Genomic DNA, 23,716 nt, shown 5'->3' with positions numbered 1-23,716 from the left:
GGGCCAACGGATACTCCGCCGCCATCTGCACCGACTCTACCGAGGTCAGGCGCAGCGTCGCAAGAACTATTCCACACGCTCAACTATCCCATGTCTGTTATCATCGCCGGAACCGTCGCCCTGGACAACGTCAAGACTCCTCAGGATGCCCAGGAGAATCTGCTCGGCGGATCCGCCTCGTATGCAGCCCTGGCCGCCAGCATCTTCACCCCGGAAGTACACCTTGTCGGCATCATCGGCCACGACTTTCCTGAAGCTCACCTGAATCTTCTGAGCAGCAAGGGCATCTCCCTGGACGGCGTGGAGCGCAGCGAAGGTGCATCCTTCACCTGGAGTGGTGAATACCATGACGACATGAACAGCCGCACCACTCACAATGTGGCCATCAACGTCCTGGAGCATTGGACTCCGAAGCTTTCCACTGCCGGAGCCGCTGCCAAGATCGCCGTGCTGGCCAACATGAGCCCGGACAACCAGATGCAGACCCTGGAACAGTGCTCAGGAGCTGACTTCATCACAGCCGATACCATGGACCTGTGGATCAGCATCGCCAATGACCGTCTGCATGACGTCCTCAAGAAGATCGACCTCCTGGTCATCAATGACGGTGAGGCCAAGGAATTCGCCCAGACCACCAACCTCGTCGAAGCTGGCCGTCGCCTCCAGGCCAAAGGCCCGCGGTTTGTCATCGTCAAGCGTGGTGAGCATGGCAGCTTCCTCTTCGGAGAAAAGCCGGAGGATTTCTTTGCCTGCGCCGCCTATCCTCTCAGTTCCGTGTTCGACCCGACCGGTGCCGGAGATTCCTTCCTCGGAGGTCTGGCAGGCTGGCTTTCCGCCAATGGCAAGACCAAGCCCACCTTTGCCGACCTGAAGACCGCTGTGGTCCATGGCAGTGTCACCGCCAGCTATACCTGTGAAGCCTTCAGCACCCACAAGCTGCAGACCGTCACCAAGGAGGACGTGACCGCCCGCCTCAATGAACTGAAGCTTTACACGGACTTCGTGGCGTAACTCCCAGCTGAACCGAGTTTAACCCATCGACCTCCCCATGTGGAACACCATCCAGACCTTCCAGGACATCAAGCTTGAAAAGACCGCCGACGGCATCGGCAAGCTCACCATCAACCGGCCGGAGGTGCGCAATGCCTTCCGCCCGCAGACGGTGAAGGAGATGCTCATCGCCCTGGACATTCTGCATGAGGACCGTGAGGTGGGAGTGATCATTCTCTGCGGCGAAGGTCCCCTGGCCTTTTGCTCTGGTGGTGACCAGAAGGTGCGAGGAGATGCCGGTTACATTGGTGATGATGGCGTTCCACGGCTGAACATCCTGGATGTGCAGCGCAAGATCCGCACGCTGCCGAAGCCGGTCGTCGCCATGGTGGCGGGATACGCCATTGGCGGTGGTCATGTGCTGCATGTCGTCTGCGACCTGACCATTGCTGCGGACAATGCCCGCTTCGGTCAGACAGGCCCCAAGGTGGGTTCCTTTGATGGTGGACTCGGCTCCAGCTATCTGGCGCGCATTGTCGGCCAGAAGAAGGCACGGGAGATCTGGTATCTCTGCCGTCAATACGATGCCCAGCAGGCGCTGGACATGGGTCTGGTGAATACCGTGGTACCACTGGACAAGTTGGAAGAGGAGACCGTCAAATGGTGCCGTGAGATGCTGGAGCACAGCCCTCTGGCGCTGCGCTGTCTGAAGGCTTCTTTGAATGCCGATTGTGATGGCCAGATGGGCCTGCTTGACCTCGCTGGCAATGCCACTCTTCTCTATTACATGAGCGAAGAGGCCAAGGAGGGCAAGAATGCCTTCGTGGAAAAGCGGAAGCCAGACTTCAGCCAGTTCCCGCGAGTTCCATGAGGTTATAGACGGGGCCGCATTTGAGCGTATACCCCGTCTTACTCTATCACTTGGGAATCTCGTTGAGAGTATAGTAGGCCACGGGATGAAGGATGGGCTGGCCTTGGGTATTCTTGACGCCATCCAGGTGCAACTCATGGACATGACCTTGGGTCAAAGGGGATAGGGTGAGGTAAACGGACTTGCCATCGGCTGCGACTTTGGCTGAAGTGATCTTGGGAATGATCTCATCTACTTCAGGACCGCCGTAGTCTTCGCGATAAGCATAGGTGAATTCGCGCATTGAGTAACTGGCGATATCGCCTGCGGTCTTTGCATCGACGGGCTGGGTGAAGGTGAGTTCAAAGCCATCCGGTTTGACATGCATCTCATGGATTTCGAAAGGCACTTTGCCAGTCCATTCGAGCTTTTCAAAGCAGAAGGGCTTCCCCCCACGGGCACCCCAACCACGATCACTGCCACCGGTATAAAGTTTACCCTCTGCATCCATGCGCCCACCAATCAGGCCGCTAGAGAACTCGCCCCTGAAAGGGATGACGACGCCCTGTTTGATGCCATTGACGGTTTCCAGGAAGACGCGGCTGACGTTGCTGTGACTCTGGTCGGCAATGAAAAGCTGGCTCTGAAAGGGCCCGAACTTACCCTGGCTTTCATCACAGATGATGAAGGTGGGTGAGTTGCCGATCTTGGCATGGACGAGGTAAACGGCGGGCGGCAGGAGTTCCTTGATGCGCTTGCGTTCCATGACCATCCGGTCGTTGTCTCCTGCGGGATTCGGCTGACCCCGTTTGCGATCACCGATGAAGGCTTCTTTAACCGGATCCAGAGGACGCGGCCCCATGTTAGGCGCGATGGAATACCATTCATTGCCCGCAGGATGGCCCTGGAATGAGCCGGGAACGAGATGCTGGAGAGTAGAGGAACCATGCCAGGGGCCCTGGTTGTCCACATAATAAACCTCGCCATCGGCATCGAAACCCACACCGCCTGGACTCCGAATGCCGCTGGCAGTCGGAACCAAGGTGCCATCGGGTTTCACTCGCAATGCCCAGCCGCGGAAAGGTACTTTGCTGGTGAATGAACCGGTGAGGCAGAGGGTGACCCAAAGGTCGCCATTCTTGTCAAAGCGGCTGCCGAGAGCGTATTCGTGATAGTCACCGGAGACGCCCCAGCCATCATTGAAATTTTCGAATACATCCGCCCGGCCGTCTCCATCTACATCCTTGATGCGAGTGATCTCATAGCGCGTGGTGGCATACAGTGCTCCTTCCTTATACCCGAGGCCGAGCACTTCATGAAGGCCGGAGGCAAAGAGCTTATACTCCACTTTTGCCGGATCGGACTGCTGGGCATTGGAGACGATCCAGATCTCCCCACGGCGAGTGCCCAAGGCGAGCTTGCCATCTGGCAGCAGTTCCACGGAGCCCACTTCCATTGCAGTCTCAGTGGGCGTGGTGAAGGTCGTGATCTTGTAAAAATCCGCCTCCACCGGATCAGCGGCGAAAAGGGGAACAACTGCAAGAAGAGATAAGAGAACGGCAGATTTCATGGATAATCAAATGTTAGGCACCGTGGCACGGACCTGCTGGTAAGTTTCAAACCGGCCCAGCTTGCGACACCAGTCTTCAATGTAGGCGTAATCAAGTCTGTCCGCCTGAACTGCCAGAACGTCACGGGCATCATCAATGTCCTTTGAGCGCCCCCAACGGAGCTTTTGAATGACCACGTCCTCGGCCGTGGGAATGGTAACCACGATGTCTAATTGAGGAACGTAAAGTTCCTTGCGCCGATGAAATCGCTCTTTCTGAAAAGGTTCATCTCGCAGTTCAAAAAGCTCGATAACAAAAGGTGTGCCTTTGATGTGAACGATGTGGCGAAGGTTTCCCGTGATGGTTTCAAATGTGATTTGCGAATCGAATTCAAAAGTGGATGGCAAGCGCTTTTCCACTTCTAACAAAGGTGCACGGGAAGGAAGTTCGACCACGATGTCCACATCCTTGGTTGAACGTGCGATACCGTAATAATTGGTGGTAAATCCGCCTACCAGCATATGAGGAATGCCCGTCTCATGCAGAGCCTTGAGCATAAGGACAGCCGCTTGTTCGAGAGTACTCATGCCGCAGGTTTCCAAGGCTGATAAAGTCCCTTTTCCCGAACTTTGCGCACCATATCAAAGCGTTTCTGAACACCCTTCATTACAGCCTCCTCATCCATTGTGTTGAGCTCGGCCTGTACACCCATCTTTGTAATGCCCAGCGCGTATTCAAAAAGGCGGAATCCATCCACAAGTTTTTCACACGGATCTTCCGCGCGGGCGCGCAAAACACGATCCCGGTAGATGGCATCAGCCAATTCGTTGATTTCCGTTTGGGTTTCCATGGGACAATTTAATACGTGCAGGGCTTTTCTCCAGCAGGGACTTACTGTGGCCAGGAGTAGGTGATGGTGATCGCGTTGCCGGTGACGGGGAGGAGGAGATTTTCGCCGATGATACGGGCACCGGGGGCGGTGATCTGAAGCTTGTTTTCAAAGCCACGGCCTGCGAGGTCGAGCTTACCGGCGTCCACAAGGAAACGGTCGTCTTTGGCTTCGATCTTGCCAGTGGCAAGGCGGAGGTAGGTATTTGCAGGGATGGAACCGGTGAGCTTCAGGGTGCGCTGTAACTGGTCTTTCGCGGCGGTGCTATGGTCCTCCACCTTCAGGCCGTTCCATTCATACATGAAGGTGGGGTGTCTTTGGGTATCCAGGCGATAACCTTTCCAGGCATAACCAGAAGCACGTTCCTGGAGGGCTGGCCAGGGGGCATCCGGCGAGGCTAGAACGGCTAGTGGCTGGCCGAATGCTGGGCTGAGGACATCATAACCTAAAGGAGGCTGATATCCGCCGCCACGGCTGTTCCAGTGCTTGGACGCATCCATAAAGGCACCGCGCCAGAGAAGGGCGAGGTTCATCTGCTCTGCGCTCCAGGCAATGCTGACGCCACCGGGGTAGCCGACGGCAATGCCACGATTTCCCGCACCGGCAATGAAATTGCGGTAAACAATCGGCGCTTCCTTCACGACAAGGGGGATAGGATCAAAGTCGTTTTTCTTCCTGCCCTTGGCACCTTTTTCCCAGCCCTTGGGCATCCAGGTAGAAAGGGGTGTGACGTCAAAGTTGGTGCCTTTCCAGGCAGCGAAGACAGCGATGTCACCCTGGGCCTGGAAGTATTCGAGACGGAACTCGTGGGGACCGGCGTCCAATTGGGTGCTACCCTCCTTGATCTCCGTGGGGTGAATGCCGTCATGCTCGACAATCGTCTTGCCATCAATCTTGAGTCTGACGCCGTCATCCCCGGCGATGTAGAAACGGTGGCTGCCTGTCTTCGGCGCATGAAGCTGGCCGGTGAAGACAATGCCGAACTCGTTCTTATAATCGTCCAGCTTGATCTGGACGAGGTTGTCCTCAACCACACCTTCACGATGAGGTGTGAGTGTGGAGAAATCGGGCAACTTGTCCCAAGCACCCAGATACAGGGCATATTTGAGATCCTTCAGGCCTTCTCCCATGGGCATGACTTTCATCCTGCCATTCATGGTCAAAGCATGACCGGGGAATGTGCAGACGAAGGGATAATCACCGTTTTTTTCTGGGGCTAAAAAAGTGAGGGTGTCAGTCTCATGCGGATTGAGCATCTTCGAGTGGAGCCAGATGCGGGGATCATCCGGCAGCCAATTGCGCTTGAGGGCGGCCTCAGGGTTTTCCATCTGCTTGATGGCCATGGTGGCGGTATCGGTGCCGGGCTGGCAAAAGACGATGTTGTGGGGAAGGTCGTCGCCGTTTTCGAAGATGATTTTCACAGGCTGCCCTGGACGGACAGTGAACTCTGTCTGGTCATACTTCATCTGTGCGGTCATGGTCTTCAGACGAATGACCTGGGCCTTGGCTGTAGGAGCTTTTGACGCAGGAGGCGCAGAGGGTGCTGCAGTTTTGACAGGCTGAGGCGTTGCGGAAGGTTTTGCCAGGGGCGGTGTGCCGGATTTGTCCGAATCAACCAAGAGCGGGCGTAGCCAGATATTGCGATAGCGCACTGGGTTGAGGTGGTCCTGAAGGAGCAGGTCACCTTCCTGAACGGTACTGTCGAATTCGCGCATGTACTGCACCACGATACCATTGTGGATGATGGTGAGTTTTGCCTTGCCACCGTTTTTGGCGCGCTCGAAAAAGATATCATAGGTCTGCCATTCGCCGGGCTTGCGACTGGCATTCACCATGGGGGGATAACTGCTGTATAAACCTGCGGCCTGACCATCGGGGTAAGTATCGTTTTGGTAGGAATCGAGGACCTGGATTTCCGGAAAACCTGCGATGAAGACACCACTGTTTCCCCTGCCCTGGCCATTGCCGACGACCTCGGCCGGAGTGGCCCATTCGAGATGGAGCTGGTAATCGCCTTTGAATGCTTCACGGGTGCGAATACTGCCGCTGCGGCCAACGATTTCCATGTAGCCGTTTTCAATTTTCCACTGGGGTTTGTCATCACCGGGAGGGGAGTCCTTGCGGGGCTCGCGCTTCCACTGGGAGAGGTCCTTGCCGTCAAAAAGGACAATGGCATCGGATGGCGGCGTGCCTGCTTTTTCCTGAGTGCCGAAGCTTGGCGGCGTGATGACCGGCGGCCGAGGCCTATTCATATCATGCGCGCGATAGACTCCACCAGGGGTCATGGGCTGCTCTTTCTTTTTATCGGCAGCGTGGACGGTGCCAAACAAACTGAGGGCCAGAAAAAAGGAAAAGCGCATGATGATTGAACCCGCAGAAAACGAGGACCCAGGGGTGATTCTATCGGGGAACGGTGCCTCCGACTGAGGTGGCTCCGGGTTTGAAGTGATGGGTAAAAAGATTGAGGGTAGAAAAATTTCACCCTGAGATTGGATCAGGGCGTTGGTGATATAAGGGAAAGGAGATTCAAATTTCCATAAATATTTTCTCAGTGAATATGGTTTTCGCGACCAGGTGAATTGTTTTAGCGGTGAATGGGGAATGGGGAGAAGTGAAAATTTTCCCCATCTGGGGATTTTATGCTGTAAAACATTCATTATCAGCAGGTTACAAAGGGGGAAGAAATTCCCCATTGGGGAAGCCGATGGGGAAAAGGGAATGGAAGGAGAACCATTTAGAGCGAATGATAAAACATTGTTTAACATCGTTCATAAGTCGGCCTTTCACAAGCAGGGGGTTAGCAAGTTGAAGAGGGGGCTATACGACAGCGGAGACACGAAAGGAGCGGCCGCCGCCGATTTCGACGGTGTCTCCTGCTTGCTTGCCCATTAGCTTTTGCCCCAAGGGGGAGGCTGGGGTGATGACGAGGATCTCTTGACCTTCGATGGTTACTTCCGTTCCACCCGCAGCGGGACCTAGGAAGTGCAGAAACTCGTCATTGAGGGTGACGAGCGAGCCAACTCGAATGGTGGCACTCTCAGTCAGTTGTTGGGCTAAAGCCTGAAATTGATGCACCGCCTCCTGGAGCTCCGCTACGCGCTGCGCCTGGCCGCGGGCAACGTAGGACGCCTCAAGCGTGCGGGTATCGTACTTGTTTTCCGCCTTGCTGTCAGGGTCCGTAGCAGCAGCAAATGAGGCGCGGGCACCGCGAGTCAATACCTCTAGCTCTTCAGCAAGGACGATTTGAAGGGCGGTGAGTACGGCAGTTTTGGTCATGAATTTGGATCTGTGAACAACGAGCTAATTTGGGCCTGACCTATCCTCAACAAAATGTGCAGAGTTTCGTCGAGACCACTCGATGCCATCAAAGCATCATAGGACAGTTTGAACTCATGTGGCAAGTTGGGTTCAGGAGACGTTGCAGTAAAGCATTGACGATCAATTTTAACGAGAGGCTGTGGAAAGTGCGGAGGATTTGCCTTTGGCAACTCACCCAGTGCCCTTTTTGACTTCGCGGTTTGCCCATTCCCGAGGTGAAGAGATATTTTTTTACCGCGTAGGGCAAAAAGAATGTGTAATTACCATAACCTTACGCTATTTTCATTAAACCGGGATTTCTGCAATGTCTGAGTTTGATTTACCTGCCCTCAAGCCGAAGAAGCGCGTGCGCCTGACGCCGTGGCGTGGGCCGCTGCATTTTCTGCTGATGCTGGTGACGAGCAGCCTGACGCTGATGCTGCCGCTGGTGTATGTGCTAACGGTGGTGGTGCTGGGTTTTTTTGTGGGGTGGATCGGGTTTGAATGGGTGACCTCCCTGGCGCTGGCGGAGAGATGGCAGTGGAAGGACGCGATGCCTGTGGCCACGATTGTGGCCGGAACGGTGACGTGGATTTTCATGCTGCGACCTCTGATGACGAAGCCGCCCTCCATTCATGTGGCGCTGCAAGTCACGCCATCCAGCCAGCCGCAACTGTTTGAAAAAGTGGATGAGATCTGCTGGCACCTGAGGCTGGAGCCGCCGGAGGAGATCTGGCTGGATACAACGACTGGCATCCGGTCATCCGTCAAGGACGGGATGCTGGGAGTGGCGGGGGGAGAGCTGATTTTACACATCGGGCTGCCCATTGTCTCCGTGATGAATGCGCGTGAATTCACTGCGCTGCTGACGAGAGAATTGGCGATGAACGCGGGGGGGCTGGGGACGACTTTTTCCCATCTGGTGAGGGAACTGAATACGTGGTTTTACCGTGCGCTGCATGAGCGGGATCCGTGGGAACTGGAGTTGCGGACACGACGGAAAAAGGAAACGGGCAGTCAGCGGCTGGTGCGCGTGATCACCTGGATCTGGATGGAGATCGCCAAGGTGCCTTTTGGTTTGTTTGTGGTTTCTGCGCGGTTAATCAGTGCGGTGGCGCTGGCCCGGCTGGCAGCGGGAGCAGACCGGGCGGCGGTGAATGTGATCGGCAAGGAGGAATGGCGCGGGGTGAATGAAAAAGTGGGGCTGCTGCAAACGGCCTGGGAGACGGCGCGGACGGAAATCCAACGAGGTATCGGACAGCACAGGCTGCCTGAAAATCTATCCCTGCTGCTGGCGCGGCATGTGGCGCGGGCGAGCAAGCCGCCAGGCGTTGCGGTGACTGGAGCGGAAAAAAGAAAGAGGCACGCGGCGACGGTGATCGTGGAGGAGCTGGCAGTGGATGCGCCGGCAGCGACGATGATCCGCGGTTTTGTGGACCTCTCCCGGCAGGTGACGTGCTTTTATTACCAGCATGAACTGGGGATCGGGCTGCATGAAAACCGGCTGGTGGCGGATGAGGAGGTGATCCACCAAAACCGGCGGGAAGATGAATCGCTAGTGACGATCCGACGCTATTTTGGTGGGCTAGCGCATCCAGAGCGGGCGATGTGTGGGCTGGGCGGCACGCATCAAATTTCACCTGGAAAGCTGCATTTGCAGGATGAGATCCTGCGGGTGCGGGAGGAGATTCGCGAATGGGGCGGGCGGCTAAAGCTGGCGCTGCAGGAATGGAATCTGGCGTGGCAGAGGCGGCGGGATTTGGAGTCAGCCGCGCTGCTGAGCCTGGCGGGTTTCACCATCTCGCGAATTCAGTTTGGGACGGATGATACGACGCCGCAATCGCTCAAGAACGAAGCAGCGAGGCAACGGATGCTCATGGAGCATATGGAGACCACGCTGGCGACCTATGAGGCGAAGATGGAAAGCCGGTTCGCCGCAGCGCTGGGGCTGCTGTGGTGGGTGGAGAAGGAGCAACTGGATGATGTGCTGAGGGCACGGCGGGATGAACTGCCTGCGTGGGTATCTATTTATGAAGCCATGGCTGGCGGGCTGCCGAGCTTCCGTGAACTGCTGACCACTTTTTTTGCCTTTCAAACGCTGGGTGCCCGATACACCGGGCTGCATGATACGGGAGACTCCTTCCAGGCCCTGCAAGCGGTGGTACCGAAGATGACCAACCTGATACGCCAGATCCTGTCCACTATGGATGGGGCGATGTACCCCTTCGCCTCCAACAAAAGGAAAATCCCGCTGCACGAACATCTGCTGAGGGGGAAACTGCCGGAGCCGGTGAGCATCTCCATGAACCCGGGGGCCGTGGTGGATACGAAGGCTATGTCCGCCAAAATGGCGGCAGACGCGGCAGATGTGATCGCGCCGTTTGTGGACCGGTTTCTGCAATTGTATCATAAGGCGTATGCCTGGCTGGCAGAATCTGCGGAACTGACGGAGATGCACTTTCTGGGGCCGATGAGCTTTGGCAGTGAAACGGAACTGCTGATCCCGGAAGAATTTGCCAAGATGCACGAGCAGCAACCCCTGGCACCGAAGACGCGTTTGCCTGTAAAATGATGTTTACGCCTGCGCCAGGACGCGCAAAGGTGGGCTGATGCGAATCCTGGCTATCGGTGACGTGCACGGCTGCTCCATCGCTCTTCGGACACTGTTGAATACGGTGCAGCCCGGGAGCGATGATATCGTCATCACCCTGGGTGATTATGTGGACCGGGGACCGGACTCAAAGGGGGTGCTGGACATTCTGCTGGAGCTGGAGAAGACGACGCAACTGAAGCCATTGACGGGCAATCATGAAATCCTATTTTTGGATGCCATGGCAGGACAGGTGGACCCCGAGGCATGGCTGAGAGTGGGAGGCAGGGAGACTCTGATATCGTATGCACCGGAAGCCACCGTCATGGACTGGCGACAGGTGACTCCTGCCCATGTGGAGTTTCTCAGCGAGCGCTGTCTGCGTCACTGGGAGACGGAGCATCATCTTTTTGTGCATGCGAATGCAAACTCGGTTTTTCCATTGAGTGAGCAAAGTGATGACTGGCTGTTCTGGACACGATTTGACGACAGCTTTCCGCATGTTTCAGGAAAGATGATGGTCTGCGGTCATACGGCGCAAAAAAACGGCATCCCGGCGCTGAAGCCGCAGGCGATCTGCCTGGATACGTGGGCCTATGGAGAAGGATGGCTGACCTGCCTGGACGTGACGACCGGAGAATTCGTGCAGGCAAATCAGGCGGGCGTGATCAAGACCTTCACAATGGCTGACCTGCTGGGAGATCCGCCGACAGCCACGGATATTCTGGTGGCAAAGCAGGCCTGATTTCACCGCTCAATCAGCAGACCAAACGCCCTGTTTGACCATCTGACGGGTGGCTTCACCGGGCCAGTCGCGATTGGCCAGGGGACTGGCAGGGCTGGGGTGAAGGACGCGGCCGACTTTGAAACTGCTGCCCAGGGCATCCTTGGCACGCTGGGCACGGGCTTCAGCAAAAGCTCCAACGCCGATGACCCATTCCGGGTCCAAGGTGGTGATGACATCGCGGAGATGAGCATCGCAAAGACTTTCCATGGCATCGGTTTCGTTGGCCGGAAGTTTGTCTGGAGTACGATTGCGGCCGCCTTCCTCCATGAAAACGAGAGGGCAATAATTGGCGACAAAGTGGTCTTTAAAGAAGTTTTCAGCCGCACCAAAACGCTGAGCAAAGAGGCCCCAGAGACGGCGACCGCTGACCTCTGAATTTTTGCAGGCAAAGCCGGTGACGCGGCGTTTAGGGTGCTCCTTTTCAGGATGGCCGACGGGGGTCTCGATCTTCATCCAGTCGCGAACGGAAGCGATCTCTCCAAATGGCACGCCTGTCTGGGTCATGCCGAAAGGTCCGGGGTTCATACCGACGAAGACGACTCGCTTTTTCCCTTCGCCATAAAGGCTGAGGTAGAGCTCATGAGGGACACGCGCGTAATCGAGCGGGCAGTAAACGTATGCTGTGGGCGGGGCGAAAGTGAGGGAGCGGAGGCCATCGCTCAAAGTGCGGGCGGCCTGGATGAGGCGGGCAGAGGTGGACATGGAATCAGAGAACGGCGGCGACTTTTTTGGCAAAGTATGTTAGGATCATATTGGCCCCGGCACGGCGAATACCGAGGAGGGATTCCAGAGCGACTTTGTCCTCATCCAGCCAACCTGCGGCGGCACCGGCCTTGATCATGAGGTATTCTCCACTGACCTGATACGCGGCGATGGGGAGGGTACTGGCATCACGAATGCGGGTGATGATGTCCAGATATGGACCGGCGGGTTTGACCATGAGAATATCCGCCCCTTCGGATTCATCGAGGGCGGCTTCGCGCAGGGCTTCAATGGTATTGGCGGGATCCATCTGATAGGTCTTTTTATCTCCAGCCTTGGGAGCGGAATCCAGAGCACCCCGGAAGGGGCCATAGTAGGCGCTGGCGTACTTGGCGGTATAACTCATGATGGATACTTGCGTAAACCCATCGGAATCCAAAGCAGCACGAAGGGCAGCGACGCGGCCATCCATCATGTCGCTGGGGGCGACGATATCCGCACCGGCGCGGGCATGGCAAAGGGCCTGCTGGCAGAGCACGGTGACGGTTTCATCATTGAGGATGCGGCCATCGGCAGCGACGAGACCATCGTGACCGTCGCTGTTGTAGGGATCCAGGGCGACATCGGTGATGACCATCAAAGTGGGATGGGCAGCTTTGAGAGCACGGATGGCACGAGGAACGAGGCCTGCATCGTTGTGGCATTCTTCAGCACCCGGGGTTTTGAGTTCATCAGGGATGCGGGGGAAAAGGACGACGCCGGGGATGCCGAGGGCGTGTGCTTCACCGGCTTCTTTGACCAAGTCTGCCAAACACCAGCGCTGGCAGCCGGGCATGGCGGCGATGGGTGTGTTTTCATCCCCCTCCTGAATGAACAGGGGGTAGATGAGATTGCCAGGAGTGAGGACGGTTTCGCGGACCAGGTCACGAATGGCGGGTGACTGGCGGTTGCGGCGTGGCCGGATGGGCAGATTCATGCCCTCATGATGGCGGGGGCTGAGGGGAGATCAAATGTGTTGTATGGCCGGATGTGGTGGCCGGATTATTTTGCGGTCTCAATGAAGGTGATGAGATCCGCCATTTCCTGGACGGTCATGCCTTGCTCCAGGCCTTCGGGCATGAGGCTTTGGCCATTGGAAGTGCTGCCCTGGATGTTCGAGCGCTGAACGGTGATTTCGGCACCGCCCATCATCTTGAGGGTCATGCTGCTGGCATCGTCCTTGGCGATGATGCCGCTGAGGGTCTGGCCGTCTTTGGTATTCACGGTGTAGGCGATGTATTGGGAGGCGACTTCCTTATGAGGCTCGAGGATGGCAGTGAGCAGGCCTTCTTTACCGCGAGTTTTGACTGTGGTGAAGCCGGGGCCGACTTCGATCCCCTGGCCGTTGGCAACATGGCAGGCGAAGCAGCGGGCCATGAAGACCTGATTGCCGGCGGCAGCATCGCCTTTCAGGCTGAGAGCGGGCTGGAATTTCTTCACGACCTCCTCACGCGACGGTGGGATGACGGAAGCGAGAACGGTTTTGGCAAGAGCGGAAACCTTGTCGTTCTTATGCTTCGCCAAAGCCTGGACCTGTGAGGCGCTGAGGTCAGCCGGTTTCAGGACTGGAGTATTCGCTCCCATGGATTCCAGAAGAGCAAGCACGCTGTCATCCCGTGCCAATACAGCAGCCTGGGCGGTATCACGGGCCTTGGGCTTCAGGCCGGGCCAAGCTGTGAGCAAGAGATGAGCGAGGCCTTTTGGGGTCAGGTCTTTGAGCGCCATCACGGCAGCCGTTTGGATGGCGGCGGACTGGTCCGATTTCAGGCAGGCCTCCAAGGCTTCTTGAGCTTGATCTGGGGTGGCTAGGGAAAGAAGGCTGAGGGCTTCGAGCCGGGATCGCTCTTCGGCGGTGGCGTCCTGGGCAGTCGCTACGGCTTTGGTGAAAACGGCGGTGAGTTTGCCTTCCTTATCCACTTTGGCCAGGGTGGTGCCTGCGCGGCGAAGCCCGGTGCCGAGGGCAGCGAGTTTGTCAGCCTGAAGACGGCTGTCATCGCGTGTCCACAATTGAAGCAGCTCCTGGACTTCTGCGCTTTCATTGCGTGCACCGATGATGTCAATCAAAGCAAGCTGGACTTCGTGGGGGTGCCCCACTTTTCCTGCAGGTCGCTCCATTTCCTTTTGCAGTCTAAAGGCGTGTTCTGGCCGACCGCTGGCAATCGCTTCGACAAGACGTGGCTTTCTGCCTATAGAACGCAATTCGCTGACGGCATCATGGCCTGCTGGAAGGCCGGCCAGGGTGAGCGCCAGTTGATATGCGACCCTTGGAGAGGAAGATTTGAATGAATAATGGGTGATTACCTTCATCACCTCAGCGGGGTATTGAGCATCCGGGTAAACACTGTCCAGCAAAGTCAGTGCCCGCTCCTTAACGAAAGGGTTTTTGTCTTTGAGGGCGATGAGAAGTATGTCTTCAGTGAGCTGACCGATGGCCTGAAGAGCCTGCATAACATGAAGCTTGGCCACAGGGTCGGTGTCGCCTTCCATTATGTCCTGGAGAGGAAGCATGGAGGACAGTCGTTTCTTTTCATACAAAAGACGGGTGGCGGTATCGCGATGCCAGCCATTCGGGTGGGCGAGGGTCTGGACGAGTTTATCGGTTGAGGCTTGGTCCAGAGCGGGCCGGGTGCGATAGGTGGCGGGCTTGTTCGCGCCGGTTTGGACGATGCGCCAGATGCGGCCACGGTCATTGCCACTGTTTAGATCGAGATGTTTTTTGATTTCGTCAGGTACGCTCCAGGGATGCTCGATGATCTCGCGATACATATCACAGACATAGAGGTGACCATCGGGGGCATTGGCAAAGTTGACCACGCGGACCCAGGTGTCATCGCTGGCGGCGAATTCGATCCCGTGTTCATCCGCGGGACGCTCGCCAACGAGGTCGATGCCGTTTTCGGCATAACGAATGATTTTGCGATGGATGAGCTGGCCACCGGCATCGCCCGTGAAGCTGTTGTTTAAAAAGTCAGGGCCATAGGCATCCCCACGATAGATGGTGGTGCCCGTAGCGCCGGTAAAGTAACCGCTGACGCGACCGCCCCCTTCCACGGCACCTTTGACCACACCAGCAACACGCCAGCGGGTGCGGATGATGCGCCAGGGTTCATCCGGGCTCAGGCGGAATACCTCGGCAGCACCGCCATCCGCCGCGATGCTTGTGCGGGCAGCAGGCATCGAGTAGTAGGGATTCCGGGCTGCATACTTGGTGTCATAGACCCAGTATTGAAGGTGGTCTGAATTCGAGCAGCCGAACTTGCGCCCATAGTTATCAAAGCTCATGCCATACTGGGCACCTCCACCTTCCAGGCCAAATTCGTGAGTAAGGGGATCGAACCAAAAATCCTTACCGCCGAGTTCCTGCGCAGGCAGTTCCGGTCGGAGGAGACATTGGATCGCCCCCCGGTTGCCACCACCGGCGAGGATGTGGATACGGTTGTCCTGTCCCCACTGGAAGCTGTTCATGAGGCCTTGGACATTGAGGATTTTCAATCCGGTGCCAAAGCCCGTGAAGATCTTTTGACGCACCTCAGCAGTGCCATCGCCATCCTTGTCCTCGAAGCGCCAGATGTCTGGCGTGGCTCCAACGTAAAGACCGCCATTGGCCCAGATGAGGCCGGTGGGCCAGGGGAGATTATCGGCAAAGACCTGGCTGGTTTCAAAGAAGCCATCTCCGTCTTTGTCCTCCAGCATGGAAATGCGACCGAGGTGAGGGGTGACGTCACGCATCTCTGAATAGTCGATCATTTCACAGACGAACATGCGACCACGCTCATCAAAACAAACCGCGATGGGATCACGGACCAGAGGCTCATGGGCGACGAGTTCCAGCCGGAAGCCTGTTTTTACCTGCCAGGTAGCCGCCGCGTCCTTGGGTGCAACGGCGGGATAGCGGGGCAAATCTTTGGCAGGGTCCACCATGGCCTCATTGTTCGTGGGGCCATAAGCAGCGGCATAGGTGGTCTTGGACTTGATGCCATCCGCAGGCGGGGGGGCGGCATAGGCGACGACCGAAAGCCCGAGGGTGAGGATGAGAAAGTGTTTCATGCGGGAGGGTATCCTTACTACCAACGTGTCTGGCATCCCCGTGTCTCGGCACCGGATGACGGGAACAGGTACTTTTATGGCGGTCCTTTAAAAGGAGATGAATCCACCCGGCGGTGGCAGTCGAAGAACTGGGTGAATTCGACAAAATATTAAACACGCCCATGTCAAAACCACGTCTATGCATCATCGGGAGCGGTATTTCCGGCTTAGGATGCGCCTATTTTTTAGACAAAAAGTTCGACATCACATTATACGAGGCAGCAGACTATATTGGCGGGCATACGAATACGGTGGAAGTGACTGAGGATGGCCGAAGGCTGCCCATCGATACGGGATTCATGGTCTTCAATCACCAGACGTATCCCCTGCTCTGCCGGTTGTTTAAAGAACTGGGGGTGGAGACCAAGAGGACGGACATGTCCTTTAGTCTGCGGCATCTGCCGACTGGTTATGAGTACAATGGCAAAAACCTGGATACCATTTTCGGCCAGCGCAGCAATCTGCTAAGCCCGCGTTTTTGGAAATTCCTGCTGAAGATCAAACGCTTCAACGAAGAGACGGTGGCAGCGATGAATGATCCGCAGTTTGAGCACATGACGTTGCGGGAGTATGCGGAGGCGCGGGGGTATGGGCAGGATTTTCTGGATCTTTACATCCTGCCGATGGGCAGCGCGGTGTGGTCCACGCCACCGGAATTGATGTTGGATTTTCCGGCAAGGACGTTGATGCACTTTTGGTTCAACCATGGCTTCCTGGGCATGGAAACCCGGCACCCCTGGTGGACGGTGGTGGATGGCTCCCGGCAGTATGTGCGTAAGCTGGTGGCTCCGTTTCGGGAACGTATTCATCTGAACTCACCAGTGGAACGAATTGAGCGACATGATGGAGAGGTGAAGGTGTATGTGAAGGGTCACGAACCTCAGGTTTTTGACAAGGTCATCCTGGCCACCCATGCGCCGACGAGCCTTAAGATGCTGGCGGAGCCAACGGCACTGGAACTGGAGTTGCTGCCGCATTTCAAATATCAGTCCAACATCGCGACGTTGCATACGGATGACCGGTTCATGCCGAGAACGAGGAAGTGCTGGGCGTCGTGGAACTATCACATCGAATTTGACGCTAACGGAGTCATCCAGCCAAGCACGCATTACTGGATGAATTTGCTGCAGGGCGTATCCGATCAAAAGAACTACTTTGTGAGCGTCAACGGGGAGGATGCCATTGACCCGACCAAGGTCATCAAACGCATTTCTTATGAGCACCCGCTCTTTGATGTGAAAGCAACGGCAGCGCAAAAAAGACTGCCTGAGCTAAACCAGATCTCCAAAGACCAGACGACTTATTATTGCGGGGCCTGGTTCCGCTACGGCTTTCATGAAGACGGATTCATGTCGGCGGTGAACCTGTGCCGTGACCTGTTAGGGGAGGAGCCATGGTGAATGCAGCGTCCGCCATTTACGAATGCGAGGTGATGCATCACCGGCTGAAGCCGAAGGTGCACCGGTTCAGCTATCGGCTGTTTTATCTATGGCTGGACCTGGATGAACTGGATGAGCTATCCAACCATTTGCGATTCTTTAAACGGAACAGGTGGGCGCTGTTCTCCTTCTATGATGAAGATCACATCGTGAGAGATGCGAAGGAGACGAAGGCGAATGTTTTGCAGACGATCCAGGAAGCTGGCGTGGATGCTTCAATCATCGCCAAGGTGAAGTTGCTGACCTTCCCTCGGGTCATGGGGTATATTTTCAATCCGGTCTGCTTTTATTACTGCTACGATGCCCAGGGTCAGCCGGTATGTTCAGTGGCGGAGGTGACAAACACCTTTCATGAGCAGAAGCCTTATGTGCTGACACGGCATGAGGGGGACCGCTTCCGGCTGACGACTCCCAAGCATTTTTATGTATCGCCATTCTTTGGCTTGGAACTGAACTTTGATTTCAAACTGCGCCTGCCGACGGAGCATCTGGAGATCCATGTGGATGACCGTGAAGGGGGGGAGCGGGTGATGCTCACCAGCCTGACAGGCCATCGGCGGCCACTGACGGACTCGGCGCTGCTAGCCTGTGCATTCAAGTATCCACTGCTGACGCTGCGGGTGATTTTCCTCATTCACTGGCATGCACTCAGGCTCTGGATGAAGGGCCTGCGCGTGCATCGGAAAGCGGATCAGCCGGACCTGCAACGCGGCGTCTTCCGCCCCCATCGCTCCATTTCTCCCATCAAGCCATGAACCCGACTACGCTCAGCCTCGAAGATACCGAAGTTGTCTCCACTTCCACCGCCAAAGCTCAGCGGGCATGTTTTTATGAAAGGCTGGTGATGAGCACCCTGCGAAGCTTCCCTGTGGGCGGCCTGCGCATGGTGCTGCCGGACGGTCGCGAACACCGGCTGGGAAATCCTGATGCGGAAGACATGCTGGAAATGCGCGTGCATCATGTGGAGTTCTTCCGCCAATGCGCGCTCTATGGTAACATCGGCTTTGGTGAAGCCTATGTGCATGGTGACTGGGATGCGGAGGATGTGGCCGGGGTGATCCGATGGTTTATCCAAAACATCCACGCGACCCAAGGAAGTGCCGCCTCATCCACTAAGCTGCGAGGGATGAATCTGCTGCGGGCTTACAACCGAGCTCTGCATCTACTGCGACCTAACAGCCTGAAGACAAGCCGGAGGAATATCGCAGAACATTATGACCTGGGGAATGAGTTTTACGCGCTCTGGCTGGACAAGACGATGACTTATTCTGCGGCGCGTTTTGAGCATGAAGGCCAGCCGTTGGAAGAAGCACAGTTTGGCAAATATGATGCGCTGTGCCAGAAGCTGGAACTGAAGGCGACTGATCATGTACTGGAGATCGGCTGCGGATGGGGCGGCTTCTGCACGCATGCGGCGAGAGAATACGGATGCCGGGTGACGGCGGTGACGATCTCCCAAGAGCAGCACAATTATGCAACGGCGCGGGTGAAGCGGGAGGGCCTGGACCATTTGGTGGAGATCCGTCTGCAAGATTACCGGCTGGTGACGGGGCAGTATGATAAGATCGCCTCGATCGAAATGCTGGAGGCGGTGGGTGAGGCGTATGTGGATGGATACTTCGCGAAATGCCAGGAGGTGCTGAAACCACAGGGGTTGCTGGCTTTTCAGGTGATCACTGTGCCGGACTGCCGATATAAGAATTTGGTGCAAGGTGTGGATTGGATCCAGAAGCACATTTTTCCTGGTTCTCTGCTGCTGAGCATGGCGCGGGTGAATCAAGCCATCAATAAGACGGGTGATCTCTTTCTACATGGGCTGGAGGACCTGGGGGCCGGCTATGCGAAGACATTGCGGTTATGGTTTGAGCGCTTCAATGCCCGACTGGATGAAGTGAAAGAACTGGGCTTTGACGAAACCTTTATCCGCAAGTGGAACTATTACCTTCAATACTGTGAGGCGGCCTTTGCCACTCGCAACATCAGCGTGGTTCAGGCTGTCTATACGCGGCCTAACAATGAACAACTTCACCGAACCTGGTGATAATATCGACAAATAAAACTCAACCTATCAAAGTCATGATCCTCATCCTGCGTCTATTTTTCATTGTGGTCCTGCTGTCCATGCTGGCCGTGACAACCTGGGCCAGCACGCAGGTGACTTTGTGGAAGATTCCCTATGAAACATGGACGCATCCATGGTGGATCGCGACGCTGTTTGATGCGTATTGGGGATTCCTCACTTTTTACTGTTGGATCGCGTACAAGGAAGTTTCATGGGTGGCCCGCGGGGCATGGCTGATTGCAGTCCTGCTTCTGGGAAACATTGCGATGGCGGTGTATGCCCTGATCCAGCTCTTCAAGGTGCCTATGAACGGTAAGGTGGAAGAGGTGCTGCTGAGGAGGAAGGCATGACCCCAAAGAAGACTGGCCCATGGAGGCGCTGGGTGGTGAATCCCATCATGCAGCAACTCACCCAGGGCACAACGCCGGCGAAGATCTCCCAGGCCATCGCCTATGGCATCACGCTGGGAATCTTCCCCATCATTGGATCCAACACGCTGCTGACCTTGCTAGCGGGTGTTCCATTGAAGCTGAACCAGCCGATCTTGCAGGCTTTCAAAACCCTGGCTTATCCGCTGCAATGGGCGCTGATCCTGGGTTTTTACCGGGCGGGTGAATGGCTCTTCAATGCACCGCATGTGAGCATTCACATCCCAAGCATGATCGAGCGTTTCTTTGCCGAACCCATCCCCTTCTTCAAGGACTATGGAATGACGGCTCTGTATGGCATCGCGGTCTGGTGTCTGGTGGCCCCGGTTCTTATGGCCGTGATCTATTTCAGTTCGAAGCCGCTCATTGAGCATCTGGCCACACGCAATCCATTACGCCCATCCACACCATGACTGTCGCCGCACTCATCCTGCTGACCCTGTTTTTCCTGACTTGGTGGCTGAGCCTCCGATTGGATAACTACTCCTTCGTGGATGTGACGTGGTCACTGGCCTTTGCTCCAGTGGCCGCCTGGTATGCATTTGCAAACGACGGATGGATGCCGCGTAGGGTGGCCATCGCTGTGCTGGTGGCGGCGTGGAGCCTGAGACTGGGGGTGCATTTATGGAAACGGGTGGCCAGCCATCATCCGAAGGAAGACCCGCGCTATGCGGTGCTGCGGGAAAAATGGAAGAAGAACCGAGAGAGGGCTTTCCTGGCCTTCTTCCTGATGCAAGGGCTGCTGGTCTGGCTGCTGATGCTGCCAGTGCATCTCATTTCCCAACAGGATGCAGAGGCGTTTCACCCGCTGGAATATGCAGGACTAGGCTTATGGTTCCTGGCCCTCACGGGCGAGGCCATTGCGGATGCCCAACTGGCGGGATTCAAGAGAACCAACAAGGATGCCAAGGCCGTCTGCCAAGTGGGGCTGTGGCACTACAGCCGACATCCGAATTATTTCTTCCAGTCGCTGCTCTGGTGGGGGCTGTTTTTGATGGCACTGCCTGCGCCCTGGGGCTGGACCGCCATCGTGGCACCCGCAGCGATGCTGCACTTCTTGTTAAACGTGACGGGGGTTCCCCTCACGGAAAAACTGTCGCTGGAAAAGCGTGGAGATTCCTTCCGGGAATATCAGCGAACCACGAGCGCCTTTGTGCCGTGGTTTCCAAAAAAGTGAATCTGGCGACTGGACTTACGCGCAAAATTTTCCATCCTATGCTCAATCTCAACGACCTCCTCGCGAAAGACATCCTGCCGGATGCGGCCATCCGCTTTGGCATCCGGCAACGCCTGGCTAACACACTCCGCAAGCAGAAGCAGCCTAACATTGAAGATCAAAAGGCGGCGCTGATGCAGCATGTGGAAGGTCTGAAGAAAAGTCCGGTGGCCATCGCTACCGATGAAGCGAATGAGCAGCACTACGAAGTGCCGACGCGCTTTTACCAGCTATGCCTGGGCAAGCATTTGAAGTATAGCAGCGGCTATTGGCCGGAGCCGACAACGACCTTTGACGAATCTGAAGCGATCATGCTGAAGATGACTTGTGAGCGTGCGGAACTGCAAGATGGACAGCATATTCTAGAGCTGGGCTGCGGGTGGGGATCTCTGTCGCTATGGATGGCGGAGCATTATCCGAAAGCTCAGATCACCAGCGTCTCCAATTCACGCACGCAGAAAGAATTCATCGACGCTGAAGCAAGACAGAGAGGTCTCAAAAACCTAACGGTCGTCACCGCCAATATGATTCATTTCGAGGGAGTGGGTGAGGGCGTTTTCGACCGCTGTGTCTCGGTGGAAATGTTTGAGCACATGAAGAATTACCAAGAGCTTCTGCGACGGGTATCCACTTGGTTAAAACCAGGCGGCAAGTTGTTTGTGCATATCTTCACCCACCGTGAATATGCGTATCACTATGAGGTGACGAGCGATGATGACTGGATGGCGAAGTACTTTTTCACGGGCGGTCAGATGCCCTCGGATGATCTGCTGCTGTATTTCCAAGATGACCTCAAGATCGAAGATCACTGGTGTGTGAGCGGGATGCACTACAGCAAGACATCCGAGGCCTGGCTGTCCAAGATGGATGAACACAAGGCGGAGATTATGCCTTTATTTGCAGATACCTACGGCAAGGACCAGGCGGTGAAGTGGTGGGCTTACTGGCGCATTTTTTACATGGCCTGTGCAGAGCTGTGGGGATACCGCGATGGAGAAGAATGGATGGTCTCCCACTACCGTTTTGTGAAACCTTAAACCGCCACGGATATGAAAATGAACATCCTCTTTTGCATCGCAGGCATCGCTTTGTGCTCCTCTGGATTGGCCAATGATCTGGTCCGTCAGGGGGATGCTATGGACCAGTTATTCAAACCGGATGAGGCTTTGAAACATTATCTGCCGGCAGAAAAGCAAACGCCTCAGGATGCATCACTGCTGGTCAAAATAGCCCGGCAGTATGTTTTTCGCATGGATGATCTCAAGACGAATGCGGACAAGATGAGCTCTGCCAAAACCGCGCTGAGCTATGCACAGCGGGCGGTCAAGGCAGCCCCGAACAATGCTGACGGCCATCTTGCCATCGCGATTGTGTATGGGAAGATGACGCCGTTAATGGGGAATCGAGAAAAGATCGAGGCGTCTAAAAAGATCAAAGAAGCGGCAGAAAAAGCGACGAAGTTAAATCCCGGGGACGATTACGCCTGGCATCTGCTGGGGCGATGGCATCAGGCACTGGCGGGCATGAACAACATCACCCGGGGAATCGCCAGACTGGTGTATGGGGAACTGCCGACTGCATCCAATGAGGAAGCGGTGACCTGCCTGAAGAGGGCGATCTCCCTGAAGCCTGACAGGCTGATTCATTACATTGAGTTAGGCCGCACGTATGCTCAAATGGGCAAAAAGGAAGAAGCCAGAAAAGAGATCAACCAAGGTCTTTCCATGCCTAACCGCGAAAAGGATGATCCTGAGACAAAACGCCGTGGCAGAGAGACGCTACAAAGCCTGTAATGGAGGATTCCCGGCTGCCCCTGTGGGAGCACCTTCAGATCATACGGGATCCGGTCTAAACTTCCAATTTGCCTTTGAATCCAAGAACAGAAAGGATAGCGCGGCAGCAGTTTTCGGCTGTGGTTTCCAGGTCATGAAGAGAAGTATCCAGCTTTTCCAACCGAATGCCCTGTGCCTGAAGAAGCTGACAGACCTGCGGATGGCACCGGCCTGCCTTTAGACCTTCAGGCTTTGATTCCGCTGTGACTGGCGTGGAGGGCATGGCCAGCATATGTGTGATTTCCTCTTCGGAAAAAGGCTGATCACAGAACTTATGACCAAAGTCATCCAGTAAAACGCGACGCTTGGCCTCATCCATTTCCGCCCCGAGGGTATGAAGGCTCGTGATTGCGGCCGAGATACGAGCTTCGCCCTGATGACGCACGCACTTCTTTTTTGATCTGGATATGCGCCGCTTTTCGAGAATAGCGGGATCCGCGACGAGATGTAAAACGAGATCTGGCAAGGATGTCCTGGGCAACAGATGAATGTGCTGTGGAAGGACTTGGAGACGCAGAATGCCCTGGTCCACCAATGCTACCTGCACGCCCTGTTTGACGGCTTTACGAGCCAGACCAACCGTCGATAAACAACGCATCCAGCCATAATAGCTCGCGGTGCAGATGCTGCTCTCTGTCGTTTTCCAGGCAGTGAGCAATGCAGCCGGGTGAGTCGTTACCCAGACCCAACGTTTTACGCGAGTCCAGCGGCGGCTGCGCCGAGGGACATTTTTTTCAGGCAGCGCGGCGACGGCCTCATCGCCCAACACTTGGCGGAGACGTTCGGCAACGATGGCGGACATCGTTGATTTTCCCACCCCGCTATCACCCGCTAATTCAACTACGATCATGTTTTCTTCGTGAGATTTCGCCAGGCTACTACCATCTGGCGACTTTGTCACAATGAATCGTTTGACTCTGGATGTGTGGACGTAAAAAAACGGCGACCTTTGCGGGCCG

General features: G+C 55.8%; 21 protein-coding genes. 12 read left to right on the top strand and 9 right to left on the bottom strand.

Annotated elements, in window-relative coordinates:
- Positions 1-90 precede the first annotated feature (90 nt).
- Positions 91-1,011, top strand: a complete 921-nt coding sequence (locus tag EI77_RS07855; RefSeq protein WP_133794408.1) for a PfkB family carbohydrate kinase — start codon at positions 91-93, stop codon at positions 1,009-1,011.
- A 37-nt stretch (positions 1,012-1,048) separates the two neighbouring features.
- A complete protein-coding gene (gene menB, locus EI77_RS07850) occupies positions 1,049-1,861 on the top strand; it encodes a 1,4-dihydroxy-2-naphthoyl-CoA synthase (protein ID WP_133794406.1) in 813 nt (270 codons plus the stop codon).
- Between the two features lie 46 nt (positions 1,862-1,907).
- Here menB and EI77_RS07845 read toward each other — a convergent pair whose 3' ends face one another.
- The 5 genes from EI77_RS07845 to EI77_RS07825 all read right to left on the bottom strand — a co-directional run bounded on the left by EI77_RS07845 (position 1,908) and on the right by EI77_RS07825 (position 7,555).
- Positions 1,908-3,410 carry a DUF7133 domain-containing protein gene (locus EI77_RS07845; RefSeq protein WP_133794405.1) on the bottom strand — a complete coding sequence of 501 codons (1,503 nt, stop codon included), beginning with the start codon at positions 3,408-3,410 and terminating at the stop codon, positions 1,908-1,910.
- Between the two features lie 6 nt (positions 3,411-3,416).
- Positions 3,417-3,977: a nucleotidyltransferase gene (locus tag EI77_RS07840; protein ID WP_133794403.1), complete on the bottom strand. Its 561-nt coding sequence runs from the start codon at positions 3,975-3,977 to the stop codon at positions 3,417-3,419.
- Entirely contained in the window at positions 3,974-4,213 is a 240-nt protein-coding gene (locus tag EI77_RS07835; protein WP_208300299.1) for a hypothetical protein, read from the bottom strand. The genes EI77_RS07840 and EI77_RS07835 overlap by 4 nt, the downstream gene beginning before the upstream one ends.
- A gap of 68 nt (positions 4,214-4,281) precedes the next feature.
- Entirely contained in the window at positions 4,282-6,639 is a 2,358-nt protein-coding gene (locus EI77_RS07830) for a 3-keto-alpha-glucoside-1,2-lyase-like domain-containing protein (protein ID WP_133794399.1), read from the bottom strand.
- Positions 6,640-7,096: 457 nt separating this feature from the next.
- On the bottom strand, positions 7,097-7,555 hold the full coding sequence (locus EI77_RS07825) for a GreA/GreB family elongation factor (RefSeq protein ID WP_133794397.1): 459 nt from the start codon (positions 7,553-7,555) through the stop codon (positions 7,097-7,099).
- Positions 7,556-7,901: 346 nt separating this feature from the next.
- On the opposite strand from EI77_RS07825, the gene EI77_RS07820 reads away from it, so the two are divergent.
- Positions 7,902-10,148 carry a M48 family metalloprotease gene (locus EI77_RS07820; protein WP_133794395.1) on the top strand — a complete coding sequence of 749 codons (2,247 nt, stop codon included), beginning with the start codon at positions 7,902-7,904 and terminating at the stop codon, positions 10,146-10,148.
- Positions 10,149-10,185: 37 nt separating this feature from the next.
- Positions 10,186-10,911 carry a metallophosphoesterase family protein gene (locus tag EI77_RS07815; protein ID WP_133794393.1) on the top strand — a complete coding sequence of 242 codons (726 nt, stop codon included), beginning with the start codon at positions 10,186-10,188 and terminating at the stop codon, positions 10,909-10,911.
- Positions 10,912-10,920: 9 nt separating this feature from the next.
- Here the strand turns inward: EI77_RS07815 and EI77_RS07810 are convergent, their stop codons facing one another.
- The 3 genes from EI77_RS07810 to EI77_RS07800 form a co-directional block, all read right to left on the bottom strand.
- Complete coding sequence (locus tag EI77_RS07810; protein WP_133794391.1) at positions 10,921-11,655, bottom strand: uracil-DNA glycosylase family protein; 735 nt, start codon at positions 11,653-11,655, stop codon at positions 10,921-10,923.
- 4 nt (positions 11,656-11,659) lie between these two features.
- The gene (hemB, locus tag EI77_RS07805) at positions 11,660-12,631 is read right to left on the bottom strand and encodes a porphobilinogen synthase (protein WP_133794389.1); all 972 of its coding nucleotides are present in this window, start codon (positions 12,629-12,631) and stop codon (positions 11,660-11,662) included.
- 65 nt (positions 12,632-12,696) lie between these two features.
- A complete protein-coding gene (locus tag EI77_RS07800) occupies positions 12,697-15,741 on the bottom strand; it encodes a PVC-type heme-binding CxxCH protein (protein ID WP_166647113.1) in 3,045 nt (1,014 codons plus the stop codon).
- A gap of 161 nt (positions 15,742-15,902) precedes the next feature.
- On the opposite strand from EI77_RS07800, the gene EI77_RS07795 reads away from it, so the two are divergent.
- From EI77_RS07795 to EI77_RS07760, 8 genes are read left to right on the top strand one after another with little or no spacing between them, the layout of a single operon-like run.
- The gene (locus EI77_RS07795) at positions 15,903-17,180 is read left to right on the top strand and encodes an NAD(P)/FAD-dependent oxidoreductase (RefSeq protein ID WP_133794384.1); all 1,278 of its coding nucleotides are present in this window, start codon (positions 15,903-15,905) and stop codon (positions 17,178-17,180) included.
- Positions 17,174-17,974 (top strand): DUF1365 domain-containing protein, encoded by an 801-nt coding sequence (locus tag EI77_RS07790; protein WP_133794382.1) that lies wholly within the window; start codon positions 17,174-17,176, stop codon positions 17,972-17,974. Before EI77_RS07795 ends, EI77_RS07790 begins: the two co-directional genes overlap by 7 nt.
- Positions 17,971-19,260, top strand: a complete 1,290-nt coding sequence (locus EI77_RS07785) for an SAM-dependent methyltransferase (protein ID WP_133794380.1) — start codon at positions 17,971-17,973, stop codon at positions 19,258-19,260. Before EI77_RS07790 ends, EI77_RS07785 begins: the two co-directional genes overlap by 4 nt.
- Positions 19,261-19,295: 35 nt before the next feature.
- The gene (locus EI77_RS07780) at positions 19,296-19,631 is read left to right on the top strand and encodes a DUF1475 family protein (protein ID WP_133794378.1); all 336 of its coding nucleotides are present in this window, start codon (positions 19,296-19,298) and stop codon (positions 19,629-19,631) included.
- Positions 19,628-20,122, top strand: a complete 495-nt coding sequence (locus tag EI77_RS07775; RefSeq protein ID WP_133794376.1) for a DUF2062 domain-containing protein — start codon at positions 19,628-19,630, stop codon at positions 20,120-20,122. The genes EI77_RS07780 and EI77_RS07775 overlap by 4 nt, the downstream gene beginning before the upstream one ends.
- Positions 20,119-20,886 carry a DUF1295 domain-containing protein gene (locus EI77_RS07770; protein WP_133794374.1) on the top strand — a complete coding sequence of 256 codons (768 nt, stop codon included), beginning with the start codon at positions 20,119-20,121 and terminating at the stop codon, positions 20,884-20,886. Before EI77_RS07775 ends, EI77_RS07770 begins: the two co-directional genes overlap by 4 nt.
- Positions 20,887-20,924: 38 nt before the next feature.
- Positions 20,925-21,962 (top strand): SAM-dependent methyltransferase, encoded by a 1,038-nt coding sequence (locus tag EI77_RS07765; RefSeq protein WP_133794372.1) that lies wholly within the window; start codon positions 20,925-20,927, stop codon positions 21,960-21,962.
- Positions 21,963-21,980: 18 nt separating this feature from the next.
- Positions 21,981-22,718 carry a tetratricopeptide repeat protein gene (locus tag EI77_RS07760; RefSeq protein ID WP_243838720.1) on the top strand — a complete coding sequence of 246 codons (738 nt, stop codon included), beginning with the start codon at positions 21,981-21,983 and terminating at the stop codon, positions 22,716-22,718.
- Between the two features lie 55 nt (positions 22,719-22,773).
- On the opposite strand, the gene EI77_RS07755 is transcribed toward EI77_RS07760, so the two are convergent.
- Positions 22,774-23,607 carry an AAA family ATPase gene (locus EI77_RS07755; protein ID WP_166647112.1) on the bottom strand — a complete coding sequence of 278 codons (834 nt, stop codon included), beginning with the start codon at positions 23,605-23,607 and terminating at the stop codon, positions 22,774-22,776.
- Positions 23,608-23,716: the final 109 nt, after the last annotated feature.

Source organism: Prosthecobacter fusiformis, from assembly GCF_004364345.1.
GTDB lineage: Bacteria > Verrucomicrobiota > Verrucomicrobiia > Verrucomicrobiales > Verrucomicrobiaceae > Prosthecobacter > Prosthecobacter fusiformis.
This window is presented reverse-complemented; position numbering and strand designations above follow the sequence as displayed.

Excerpts from the sequence above, each read along its gene's own strand:
- EI77_RS07855 (WP_133794408.1), top strand. The coding sequence starts at position 91 with ATGTCTGTTATCATCGCCGGAACCGTCGCCCTGGACAACGTCAAGACT.
- menB (WP_133794406.1), top strand. The coding sequence starts at position 1,049 with ATGTGGAACACCATCCAGACCTTCCAGGACATCAAGCTTGAAAAGACC.
- EI77_RS07845 (WP_133794405.1), bottom strand. The coding sequence starts at position 3,410 with ATGAAATCTGCCGTTCTCTTATCTCTTCTTGCAGTTGTTCCCCTTTTC.
- EI77_RS07840 (WP_133794403.1), bottom strand. The coding sequence starts at position 3,977 with ATGAGTACTCTCGAACAAGCGGCTGTCCTTATGCTCAAGGCTCTGCAT.
- EI77_RS07830 (WP_133794399.1), bottom strand. The coding sequence starts at position 6,639 with ATGCGCTTTTCCTTTTTTCTGGCCCTCAGTTTGTTTGGCACCGTCCAC.
- EI77_RS07825 (WP_133794397.1), bottom strand. The coding sequence starts at position 7,555 with ATGACCAAAACTGCCGTACTCACCGCCCTTCAAATCGTCCTTGCTGAA.
- EI77_RS07820 (WP_133794395.1), top strand. The coding sequence starts at position 7,902 with ATGTCTGAGTTTGATTTACCTGCCCTCAAGCCGAAGAAGCGCGTGCGC.
- EI77_RS07815 (WP_133794393.1), top strand. The coding sequence starts at position 10,186 with ATGCGAATCCTGGCTATCGGTGACGTGCACGGCTGCTCCATCGCTCTT.
- EI77_RS07810 (WP_133794391.1), bottom strand. The coding sequence starts at position 11,655 with ATGTCCACCTCTGCCCGCCTCATCCAGGCCGCCCGCACTTTGAGCGAT.
- hemB (WP_133794389.1), bottom strand. The coding sequence starts at position 12,631 with ATGAATCTGCCCATCCGGCCACGCCGCAACCGCCAGTCACCCGCCATT.
- EI77_RS07800 (WP_166647113.1), bottom strand. The coding sequence starts at position 15,741 with ATGAAACACTTTCTCATCCTCACCCTCGGGCTTTCGGTCGTCGCCTAT.
- EI77_RS07795 (WP_133794384.1), top strand. The coding sequence starts at position 15,903 with ATGTCAAAACCACGTCTATGCATCATCGGGAGCGGTATTTCCGGCTTA.
- EI77_RS07790 (WP_133794382.1), top strand. The coding sequence starts at position 17,174 with ATGGTGAATGCAGCGTCCGCCATTTACGAATGCGAGGTGATGCATCAC.
- EI77_RS07785 (WP_133794380.1), top strand. The coding sequence starts at position 17,971 with ATGAACCCGACTACGCTCAGCCTCGAAGATACCGAAGTTGTCTCCACT.
- EI77_RS07780 (WP_133794378.1), top strand. The coding sequence starts at position 19,296 with ATGATCCTCATCCTGCGTCTATTTTTCATTGTGGTCCTGCTGTCCATG.
- EI77_RS07775 (WP_133794376.1), top strand. The coding sequence starts at position 19,628 with ATGACCCCAAAGAAGACTGGCCCATGGAGGCGCTGGGTGGTGAATCCC.
- EI77_RS07770 (WP_133794374.1), top strand. The coding sequence starts at position 20,119 with ATGACTGTCGCCGCACTCATCCTGCTGACCCTGTTTTTCCTGACTTGG.
- EI77_RS07765 (WP_133794372.1), top strand. The coding sequence starts at position 20,925 with ATGCTCAATCTCAACGACCTCCTCGCGAAAGACATCCTGCCGGATGCG.
- EI77_RS07760 (WP_243838720.1), top strand. The coding sequence starts at position 21,981 with ATGAACATCCTCTTTTGCATCGCAGGCATCGCTTTGTGCTCCTCTGGA.
- EI77_RS07755 (WP_166647112.1), bottom strand. The coding sequence starts at position 23,607 with ATGATCGTAGTTGAATTAGCGGGTGATAGCGGGGTGGGAAAATCAACG.